Annotated in this window: 10 protein-coding genes; 5 read left to right on the top strand and 5 right to left on the bottom strand. The window is 73.1% G+C overall.

Translation table 11 applies throughout. The annotated features are described in order from the left end of the window. The 5 genes from BU204_RS04920 to BU204_RS04900 all read right to left on the bottom strand — a co-directional run. The coding region (locus BU204_RS04920) for a DUF4288 domain-containing protein (RefSeq protein WP_143229307.1) at positions 1-314 on the bottom strand (314 nt) is incomplete at its 3' end. Positions 315-397: 83 nt separating this feature from the next. Then, positions 398-1,675 (bottom strand): glycosyltransferase family 4 protein, encoded by a 1,278-nt coding sequence (locus BU204_RS04915; RefSeq protein WP_075124323.1) that lies wholly within the window; start codon positions 1,673-1,675, stop codon positions 398-400. Next, positions 1,672-3,177, bottom strand: coding sequence for a 1,4-alpha-glucan branching protein domain-containing protein (locus BU204_RS04910; protein WP_075124322.1), 1,506 nt, complete (start codon positions 3,175-3,177; stop codon positions 1,672-1,674). Before BU204_RS04910 ends, BU204_RS04915 begins: the two co-directional genes overlap by 4 nt. A 55-nt stretch (positions 3,178-3,232) precedes the next feature. Continuing rightward, entirely contained in the window at positions 3,233-3,997 is a 765-nt protein-coding gene (locus tag BU204_RS04905) for a class I SAM-dependent methyltransferase (protein ID WP_075124321.1), read from the bottom strand. A 320-nt stretch (positions 3,998-4,317) separates the two neighbouring features. After that, positions 4,318-5,160 carry a DegV family protein gene (locus tag BU204_RS04900; protein WP_075124320.1) on the bottom strand — a complete coding sequence of 281 codons (843 nt, stop codon included), beginning with the start codon at positions 5,158-5,160 and terminating at the stop codon, positions 4,318-4,320. Positions 5,161-5,361: 201 nt separating this feature from the next. On the opposite strand from BU204_RS04900, the gene BU204_RS04895 reads away from it, so the two are divergent. The 5 genes from BU204_RS04895 (at position 5,362) to BU204_RS04875 (ending at position 10,265) form a co-directional block, all read left to right on the top strand. After that, complete coding sequence (locus BU204_RS04895) at positions 5,362-6,147, top strand: electron transfer flavoprotein subunit beta/FixA family protein (RefSeq protein ID WP_075124319.1); 786 nt, start codon at positions 5,362-5,364, stop codon at positions 6,145-6,147. Between the two features lie 14 nt (positions 6,148-6,161). Next, positions 6,162-7,130 (top strand): electron transfer flavoprotein subunit alpha/FixB family protein, encoded by a 969-nt coding sequence (locus BU204_RS04890; protein WP_075124318.1) that lies wholly within the window; start codon positions 6,162-6,164, stop codon positions 7,128-7,130. A gap of 78 nt (positions 7,131-7,208) precedes the next feature. Continuing rightward, complete coding sequence (locus BU204_RS04885) at positions 7,209-7,982, top strand: GNAT family N-acetyltransferase (RefSeq protein WP_075124341.1); 774 nt, start codon at positions 7,209-7,211, stop codon at positions 7,980-7,982. Further along, on the top strand, positions 7,979-8,836 hold the full coding sequence (locus BU204_RS04880; RefSeq protein ID WP_083660994.1) for a lysophospholipid acyltransferase family protein: 858 nt from the start codon (positions 7,979-7,981) through the stop codon (positions 8,834-8,836). Before BU204_RS04885 ends, BU204_RS04880 begins: the two co-directional genes overlap by 4 nt. A 64-nt stretch (positions 8,837-8,900) precedes the next feature. After that, a complete protein-coding gene (locus BU204_RS04875) occupies positions 8,901-10,265 on the top strand; it encodes an MFS transporter (RefSeq protein WP_075124316.1) in 1,365 nt (454 codons plus the stop codon). Positions 10,266-10,292: the final 27 nt, after the last annotated feature.

Genomic DNA, 10,292 nt, shown 5'->3' with positions numbered 1-10,292 from the left:
TAGCTCGCCAGCGGTTCCACCGCGAGGTAGGCGCGGTAGTCGCGGAAGTGCCGGGTGTAGAGCTCGGCGCCGTCGCCGAGCGGGCCGTCGATCTCGGCCACGTCGACGAGATGGCGGAAGCTCCACCTGATCGTGTACCCGTCCGCGTCCTCGCCCTCGATCTCACGCGACTCGGCGTGCTCGCGCGCCTTCTCCGCCGCGTGCTCGGGCGAGTCGGCCTCGAGCAGGGTCACGGTCTCCTCGAACCACGGGCCCTGTCCGGCCCGCGAGCTGGTCGCCTCGTACACGAGAACGGCCGCGAACAACATGGTCATCGCCTCCCCCGCATCTCCTACCGGCGACCGTAGGCGCAAACGGCCCGGACGGCCATGGGGAAAGACCCGGACTCGACCCGGAGTCAGTCGCGGAACGCGTTGCCGGTCGCGATCTTCGGTCGGCCCAGTGCGGGATGGGGCCGCGCCGCCGCCTCGCGGTACACCGCCGCGGTGGCCTCGGCGATCTCGGTCCAGTCGAACTCCCGGGCGAGCCGGGCCCTGGCCGCCCGCGCCCGCCGGGCCGCGGCCGCGGGATCGGCCAGCACCGTGCCGACCCCGGCCACGATCCCGTCCACGTCCCCCGGCTCGACCGACAGACCGGTCTCCCCGTGCACGACCAGCTCCGCGAGCCCGCCGGCGGTCGAGGCGACCAGCGGGGCGCCGACCGCCGCCGCCTCCAGCGCGGCGATGCCGAAGGGCTCGTAGCGGCTCGGCAGGACGACCACGTCCGCCGCCGAGAGCAGGGTGACCAGCGCGCGGTCGGGCAGGTGCCCGACGAAGTCCACCGAGCGGCGCACCCGGAGCTTGCGGGCCTGCTCGACCAGCGCCTGGGCCTGCACCCCGGTCCCGGCCACGACCAGGCGGGTGCCCGGGTGGGACCGCCGGATCCGCGGCAGGGCCGTGAGCAGGTCCGGCACCCCCTTCTCCCACTCCAGCCGGCCGAAGTAGACGACCAGCGGCGCGCCGTCCGGGCTGTGGCGCTCGCGCGCCGTCGCCACGGCCGCGGCCGGCACCCGCCAGCCGCGCGGCTCGATCCCGTTGTGGATCACCGCGATCTCGGCCGACTCCACCTCGAACAGGTGTGCCACCTCGGCGCGCATCGCCGCCGAGCAGGTGATCAGGGCGTCCGCCCGGTTGGCCAGCCACCACTCGACCGAGTGCACCTGCTGGTTGAGGCGTTGGGAGAGCCAGCCGCCGTGCCGGCCTGCCTCGGTCGCGTGCACGGTCGCCACCAGGGGGACGCCGAGGTGCTCGGCGATGGTGACCGACGCGTGCGTGACGAGCCAGTCGTGCGCGTGCACGACGTCCGGCCGCCACCGGTCCACCAGCGACAGCGCGGCGCGGATCATGCCGTGGCCCATGGCGAGCGTCCACGCCACGAGATCCTGTTCGAACAGCAGATGGGGTGGGTCCTCGGCTACCCGGATCACCCGCACGCCGTCGACGACGGTGTCGGTGCTCGGGTGGGTGGCCGCGTCGGTACCAGCCTCGTGCCGGCAGAGCACGACGACCTCGTGGCCGAGCCCGGTGAGGTGGCGGGCCAGCGCGTGCACGTGCCGCCCCAGCCCACCCACGACAACCGGCGGGTACTCCCAGGACAGCATCAGCACGCGGGGCGGGGCGGTTCGCGCGTGGCTCATGACAGCAACCCCCGGGCGTCCAGGTGGCCGAAGGGGCGGTCGGTGGCGCGGAGTTCGGCGGCGCGGTGGTGGGCGCGGTCGTGTTGGTTGGCGCGGATCATGCCGGCCAGCTCGCCGAAGCGGTCGCCGTGCACCTTGGCGCGTCGGCGGGCGTAGTCGGCGGCCGAGTCCTTGGTGACCATGAACGCCCAGTCGCTGGACAGCGTCAGCAGCGCCTCGCGCACCGCCTGGTCGCGGGCGGGGTCGCGGATGTCGCGCTCGCCGGGCGGGAGCGCGAGCAGCTCGTCCTGCACGGCGGCGCCGGCGCCGACCAGGTCCGCGACCTGCGCACCGTCCCAGACCCGCCAGTCCTTGCCCGAGCCCCACGAGGAGACGGGCAGCTCCACCGGGGCACCGACGTGTCCGGCCTCGGCCGCGCCGCGCAGCGTGGTCACCCGCACCCCGGCCGCCGGTAGCCCGCACAGCACGGCCTCCAGCCAGGCCGGGCCCTCGTGCCACCAGTGGCCGTAGAGCTCGGTGTCGTACGCGGTGACCACCAGCCCGGGACGGCCGTGCCGCTCGCGGAGGTCACGCAGCCGGGTGACCACACTGGACACGAAGTCCTCGGCGTGGCGCCGCACGGCGGCCGCGGCGAGGTCCGGGTCGTAGGGGCGCTTCCGCTCCGGCGGCACGTTCTTGCCGGTGACCCGGGCGGGCTTGAGGCCGCTGGGGTGGTCGAAGGTGTGGAAGTCCCGGTAGGCGGGGTCGCCGGGGTAGCCTGCCTTCGGCGACCAGACCCGGTAGGTGACCTCGAGGTCGCGGCCGAAGCACAGCACGTCGGTGTCGCCGACCGGCCGGGCAGCGTGGGTGTCGCCGTGCAGTGCCGGTCCGTCGACGAGGAAGCGGCGCACCCCGTGGTCGGCGTAGTCCCGCTCCATTCCCGGCGCGTAGCCGCACTCGGGTGCCCAGATCCCGTCCGGCCTGCTGCCGATCCGCAGGGCGGTGTCGGTGAGTCCGGTGTGGAGGGCGAAGCGGCGGATCCTGGGGTGCAGCAACGGTTGGAACGGGTGCGTGGCCGGACCGCCGAGCAGCTCGATGACGCCCGAGTCGACGAGCGGGCGCAGCACGGGGGAGAACCCGTTGCGCCAGCGGGTCTCGAACTCCTCGATGGCCCCTCCGGCGGCGCGGTACTCGGTGGCGGCGAGCTCGCGCAGCAGCGGGTCCTCCGCGCGCCAGCGGGTCGCGGCGTACTGGGCACGCAGCTGCCAGTTGCCGAGCCAGTCGTGCGCCGAGCGAAGGGCGTAGGGGTCGTCGAGCTGTGCGGCGAGTACCGGCGTGACGCCGAGCGTGAGCACGTCGCGCCGCCCCCGCTCGCCGAGCCGGTGGAGGAGGTCGACGAGCGGCAGGTAGGAGTGCGCGAGGGCCTGGTAGAGCCACTCCTCGCCGACCGGCCAGGTGCCGTGGTGCGGCAGCCAGGGCAGGTGGCTGTGCAGTACCAGACAGAAGGTGCCCTCGTCGCTCACTAGTCCGCCTCCCCGACCCCTGAGGCGGCGGTTGTGGAGGATGGCCGAAGGTGCCTCACCGACGAACCGCCACGGCCACGATGTCCAAACAGGATTGGAGGTCGGTTGTCCCGATCTCGAAGTCGCCCGCCTCGACGCCGGCGACCGCCTTCCGCAGCGCCATCGGCCAGGGTGTGGCGGCGACCGCGGCGGCGACCTGGAGGTCGACGATCGACCCGCCGAGCGCGACCTCGGCGGCGCGGAGCCGGGGGCCGTGCCGCAACCCCGCGAGCAGCTCGACGCGGAAACCGTTGGCCTCGCACAGCTCGCACAGCTCGTCCGGGTCGAGTTCCCTGGTGTGGAAGGGGTTCAGCGGAGTGTCCCGGCCGGGGGAGAAGGTGATCCGGTTGGGGGTGGTGACCAGCAGCCGGCCGCCGGGTCGCAGTACCCGGTGGCACTCGTGCAGGAAGCCGGCCTGGTCCCAGAGGTGTTCGATCACCTGGAGGTTGGCCACAACGTCTACAGTGGACGATCGCAGGGGGAGTGCCGCGAGGTTCCCGCGTACCGGGTGGACGCTGGGATAGGCCCGGTGCACGTGCGCGACGGTGGTGGCGTCGTAGTCCAGGGCGATGACCGCGCGGGCGTCCCCGGCGAGCAGGTTGGCCCCGTACCCCTCGCCGCAGCCGGCCTCGAGCAGCGCGGCGTCAACGCAGTAGGGGCGGAGTGCGAGATAGGCGGCCTCGTGCCGGCGGAACCAGTAGTTCTCCTCGGCGACCCCGGGCACGGTGCGTTCGCCGGTGAGGGGGAGGGCGTTCCCGTGACCCGCACTTACGTCAGTCAAGTGCTCCGCCTCCTGTCGCGTCGGTGCCCGGGACAACGGTGAACTTACCGGCCGGTATGTCGCCGTCGTCGTGGAGTGGGTCTTGACCAGCCCGATCACGTCCGAAGGGGACCACGCGACGCCTGTGATCATGGCCGTCCCCCGGTAGCCTGAGGAGCCTTCGATGAGGAGGGCCTCTCGTGGGCCCACGGCCATGGCATCGGCTCGCCCCCCAACAGGTCCGTCACACGTCTTCGCCCGCGAAGCCGTGACCACCGCGCTGCCCTGGGTCCGGGAGAACGCCGAGCTGCGCGCCCTGGCCTGGCGGATGGGCCTCGCTCCTACGCCGGCGAGATCGCGACGCCGATCGCTCCAGGGCCGACGTGGACACCGATCGCCGAGCTGACCTCGGTGAAGGTGATCTCGCGGGCGGTCGGGAGGCGTTGCCTGAGCCGGCCGAGGACGCGCTGCGCCCGGGTCGGCGCGCCGAAGTGCTCGATCGCCACGTCGACCTGGCGCCCGCCCGCCCTGCGCACGGCGTTCTCCACCAGCCGCCGAAGGGCCCGTTCCGCTCCGAGTACGCGCTCCAGCGGCGCGATCTGACCGTTCAGCACCGTCAGCAGCGGCTTGAGCGACAGGGTGCTCCCCAGCAGCGCTGTCGCCGCGCCGATCTTGCCGCCTCGGCGCAGGTACTCCAGCGTGTCGACGTAGAACAGCTCGGCGCTGGAGTCCAGCCGCTTCGTCAGCGTGCTCATCACCCGTCGGGCGCTGCCGCCGGCGCCGGCGGTCCTCGCCGCCGCCAGCACCGCGTACCCCAGGCTCATGCCGGTCGTCTGCGAGTCGATGACGTGTACCGGCACCGGGGACCGCGCCGCCGCCTGCCGGGCCACCTCCCAGGTCTGCGACTGCCGGCTCGAGAGGTGCACCGAGATCACCTCGTCGACGCCTCGAGCCGCCATGTCCTGGTAGGCCCAGGTGAAGCCGGCCGGGTCCGGCGGTGACGTGCGCACCGGCAGGTTCTGCTCCAGCGCCGTGACGAGCATCTCCTTGGGTACGACGTGCTCTGCCCGGACGTGCTCGCCGATGTGGAGCTGTGTGGGAACGACCGTGATTCCCCACTGGGCCGCCAGCGCTGCCGGGATGTTCGAGGTGGAGTCGGTCACCAACCCAACACGTCCCGTCATGTGAACGAGGGTAACTCACCCAAACGGGTGAGCGGGGTCACGACGAGTCAGATCGGGCGGCGCGGTAGGCTACCGATCAGTAACATACGGGTGGAACGGACACCGTGCCGACGCGCGACCCGCACGGCACTGTCAGGCCGTCCTCGTATCCTGTGGTCGCGCAAAGCCGGACGGCTCGTATCGGGAGGTCGGAGCAGACCCATGCCAAACATCGTCGTGCTGGTGAAACAAGTGCCGGACACCTACTCCGAGCGCAGGCTCAACGACGGGGACCACACCCTCGACCGGGACTCGGCCGACGCCGTGCTCGACGAGATCAACGAGCGCGCCGTCGAGGAGGCCCTCCAGATCAAGGAGGCGCACGACGGCGAGGTCACCGTGCTCTGCCTCGGACCCGACCGCGCCACCGACGCCATCCGCAAGGCGCTCTCGATGGGCGCCGACAAGGCCATCCACGTCCTCGACGACGCGGTGCACGGCTCGGACATGCTGCAGACGGCCAAGATCCTCGCCGCCGCGATCGGCACCGTCGAGGACGTCGACCTGGTCATCGCCGGCAACGAGGCGAGCGACGGCAGCGGCGGCGCCATCCCGGCCATGCTGGCCGAGCTGCTCGGCTACCCCCAGCTGACCCACGCCCGCGAGGTCACCATCGACGGCACCGCGGTCAAGGTCACCCGGGAGACCGAGGAGGGCCTGACCCACCTCGAGGCGAGCCTGCCCGCGGTGGTCAGCGTCGCGGAGAAGATCAACGAGCCGCGGTACCCCTCGTTCAAGGGGATCATGGCCGCCAAGAAGAAGCCGGTGGAGACGCTCGGCATCGACGACCTCGGCCTCGACGCCGGCGATGTCGGCCTCGACAGCGCCTGGTCGACCGTCCTCGAGGCGGCCCCCAAGCCGCCGCGCGAGGCCGGCCAGCGCGTCGAGGACGACGGCGAGGGCGGCGCCCGCATCGCCGAGTACCTGGTCGCCCAGAAGCTGATCTGAGAGGGAGGAAACCGATGGCAGAGGTCCTGGTCCTCGTCGATCACCTGGACGGCGAGGTCAAGAAGGTCACCCACGAGCTGCTCACCGCGGCCCGCGCGATCGGCGAGCCGAGCGCGGTCGTGGTCGGCGCGCCGGGCGACGCGGCCAAGCTCAAGGAGTCGCTCGCGTCCTACGGCGCGGCGAAGGTCTACGTCGCCGAGTCCGAGGACGCCGCCGCGTACCTCGTGACGCCCAAGGTCGACGTGCTGGCCGCGCTGGTCGAGGCGAAGTCGCCGGCGGCGGTGCTGGTCGCGGCCGGCGCGGAGGGCAAGGAGGTTTCCGGCCGGCTGGCCGCGCGGATCGGCGGCGCCCTGCTGGTCGACGCGGTCGGCGTGGAGACCTCGGGTGACGAGGTCGTCGTGACGAAGTCGGTCTTCGGTGGCGCCTTCGTGGTGAAGACCAAGGCGCTCAAGGGACTCCCGGTCATCTCGGTGCGCCCGGGTGGGCTCGAGGCCGAGCCGGCGCAGGGCGCTGCCGCCGAGGAGGCGGTGGAGGTTCCGGCCGTCGACTCGGCCAAGGCCACCAGGATCACCGGCCGCGAGCCGGTCGTCGGTGGCGACCGTCCCGAGCTGACCGAGGCCTCGGTGGTCGTCTCCGGCGGACGTGGTGTGGGCAGCGCGGAGAGCTTCGAGGTCGTGGAGAAGCTGGCCGACGCGCTCGGCGCGGCCGTCGGCGCCTCCCGTGCCGCCGTCGACTCCGGCTACTACCCGCCGCAGTTCCAGGTGGGCCAGACCGGCAAGACCGTCTCCCCGCAGCTGTACATCGCGCTCGGCATCTCCGGCGCCATCCAGCACCGGGCCGGCATGCAGACGTCGAAGACGATCATCGCGGTGAACAAGGACCCGGAGGCGCCGATCTTCGAGATCGCCGACTACGGCGTCGTGGGCGACCTGTTCAAGGTCGCGCCGCAGCTGACCGAGGAAGCCCTGAAGCGCAAGGGATAGCCGGCGACGGCCAGTGTTCACGGACGTGACACGGTAAGGAGCCCGTGAGGTTTGCCGGGGGCCCGGTAGACAGTGGCCATGACCCAGGCCCAGTTGCTGGTCAGCACCACTGGTGATGACACCGCGCGCCCCCGGTACTCCTTGCTGCTGGCCCGCGACGGCGAGGAGGTCCTCGCCGCGCAACGCCTCCGGTACCGGGTGTTCGCCGAGGAGATGGGCGCCACCCTGCACACGCCCGTGCCCGGGGTGGACGTCGACGCGTTCGACGAGCACTGCGACCACCTCGTCGTACGCGAGGACGGCAGCGGCGAGATCGTGGGCTGCTACCGCATGCTGCCGCCGGAGCGGGTGGCCGCGGCGGGGATGCTCTACTCCGAGACCGAGTTCGACCTGAGGGCGATCGCGCCACTGCGGCACTCGCTGGTCGAGACCGGCCGCTCCTGCGTCCACCCCGACCACCGGTCCGGTGCGGTGGTGAGCCTGGTCTGGGCCGGGATCGCCCGGTACCTGCTGCTGACCGGGCACCGCTGGCTCGCCGGCTGCGCCTCGATCCCACTCGGCGACGGTGGAACGCACGCCGCCGGTGTCTGGGAGACCGTCCGCCACCGCCACCTGGCCCCGCCGCCCTACCGAGTCCGCCCGCTGCGGCCCTGGGAGCCCGAGGCGGCCACGCCGCCCCGCCGGGTCGTCCTGCCGCCGCTGCTGCGGGGCTACCTCCGGCTCGGCGCCTGGGTCTGCGGCCCACCCGCCCTGGACGCGGACTTCGGCGTCGCCGACCTGTTCGTCCTCCTCGGACTGGACCAGATCGACCAGCGCTATCTGAGCTACTTCCTCGGCGGGCAGCCGACATGAATCCTCATTCGTGGTTTCCGACCTCGCCGTGCGGGGACGGTTGCCTGTCGGGCCACGAGCCGTCGGTGTCGCGCCCGCTGCGCTGGCTGCGGCTGCTGGCGTTGGTGCTGGTGGTGCTGCTCGCCCTGCTGTCCGTGCCGTTGCTCGTGGTCGTCGGCCGGCGGGCGCGCGAGGTCGCCGCGCGCGTGGTCTTCCGTCTGGTGCTGGTGGCCGTCGGGGTTCGGCTGCGGGTGTCCGGCGCCGCCGGCCTCGCGACACGTGGCCGCGGGGTGCTCGTGGTGCACAACCACGTCTCCTGGCTGGACATCGTGGCGGTGAGCGCGGTGCGGCCGATGCGCGCGCTCGCGAAGTCGGAGATCGCCCGGTGGCCGGTACTGGGCTGGCTCGTGTCCGCCGGCGGCTCGGTCTACGTCGACCGCGCGGGGCTGCGCTCGCTGCCGGCGACCGTGGCACGGTTGGCCGAGGTGCTGCGTGGCGGGTCGGCGGTGACGGTCACGCCCGAGGGCACGACCTGGTGCGGGCTGACCCACGGCCGTTTCCGGCCGGCCGCCTTCCAGGCCGCGATCGACGGCGGGGTGCCGGTGCTGCCGGTGGCGCTCCGGTTCCGGCTGCGGGCCGGCGAGGCCACCACCGCACCGGCGTTCATCGGCGCGGACACCATCGTGGACTCGGTGCGCCGCGTCGTGGCGCTGCGCGGTCTCGCGCTCGAGGTGCACGTCCTGGACGAGATCGCCCCCGGTCGGGCCGCCGACCGGCGGGAGCTCGCCGCGCTGGCCGAGGCCGCCGTCGACACCGTCCTCGCACCGGCTCCGGCCCGCCACCCCGTGCGCAGCGAACTGGACGTCGCGGGCTGACACACGGGTCGAGGCGGGCAAAAGGAGTGGACCTGCACCGTGGTGGAGGTTGCACGATGGTCCGGTGACCGCGACGAGTGACGCCCCGAACGAGACCGACTCCGGCTCACTGTGGAGTGGCAGGTACCGGGCGACCACGATCGGGATGACCATGCTGGTCACGATCGCGGCGTTCGAGCACCTCGGCGTCTCCACCGCGATGCCGAGCCTGGTGGCCGACCTCGACGGCGCGGCGCTCTACTCCTGGCCGTTCACCGCGTTCCTGGCCGCCAGCGTGATGGCGACGGTGCTCGCCGGCCGGCTGTCCGACCGCGTCGGGCCGGTGCCGGCGCTGCTGGCCGGACCGGGGATGTTCCTCGCCGGGCTGGTCATCGCCGGTGCGGCACAGGAGATGGGTGCTCTGCTGGCCGGGCGGGTGCTGCAGGGGATGGGGCTGGGCACCCAGACCGTCGGGATCTACGTGCTCGTCGCCGCCGTCTACCCACACCGGCGCCGCGCGGCCGCGTTCGGTCTGCTCGCCGCGGCCTGGGTGGTGCCGTCGCTGGTCGGCCCGACCGCGGCCGGTCTGATCACCCAGCACGTGGGCTGGCGCTGGGTCTTCCTCGGCATCGCCCCGTTCGCCGTGCTGGGCGTGGTGCTGCTGCTGCCCGCGATCCGCACCCTGCCCAAAACCACCGACGAGGCGGCACCCGCTCGCCGCGGCGTCGTGCCGGCCGCCGTCGCGACGGCGGCCGGGCTCTCCGCGCTCACCTGGGCCGTCCAGCACGGCGTGTGGTGGCTCGGCCTGGCCGGGCTCCTCGCGCTGGTGCCGGGCCTGCGCCGGCTGCTGCCCAAGGGAACCTTCACCGGGCGGCCGGGGCTTCCGGCGACCGTGCTCGCGCGTGGCCTGCTGGCCGGCGCGTTCTTCGGGGTCGAGGCCTACGTCCCGCTCACGCTGACCGCCGTGCACGGGTTCTCACCGGCGTTGGCTGGGATACCGCTCACCGTGGGCGCCTGCGGGTGGGCGGCCGCCTCGCACTGGCAGGGCCGCCACCCCGACATCCCGCGGCCGCGGCTGATCCGGCTGGGGCTCACCACCCTCGGCGTCGCGCTGGCCGGGACCGCGCTGATCGGCCCGGACTGGGGACTCGCCTGGCTGATCCTGCCGTTCTGGCTGCTGGCCGGCGCGTCGATGGGCCTGGCCTACCCGTCGATCAGCGTGCTGAGCCTGGACCAGGCCCCCGCCCGGGAGCGTGGGTTCGTCTCCTCGGCGCTCCAGGTCAGCGACATGACCACGGCGGCCACCACGGTCGGCCTCGGCGGGGTGATGCTCGCCACGCTTGCCTCCACCGAGGACCCGACCGCCGCGGTCGTCGCGCTGAACCTGCTGCTCGCGGGGTTGGCGCTGCTCGGCGCGATCGTCGTGCGGCCGGCTCCGGCCGGTTCGTGACCAGGTCAGAACCGGAGCGGTCTACGC

Source organism: Actinophytocola xanthii, assembly GCF_001921205.1.
Classification (GTDB): Bacteria; Actinomycetota; Actinomycetes; order Mycobacteriales; family Pseudonocardiaceae; genus Actinophytocola; species Actinophytocola xanthii.
This window is presented reverse-complemented; position numbering and strand designations above follow the sequence as displayed.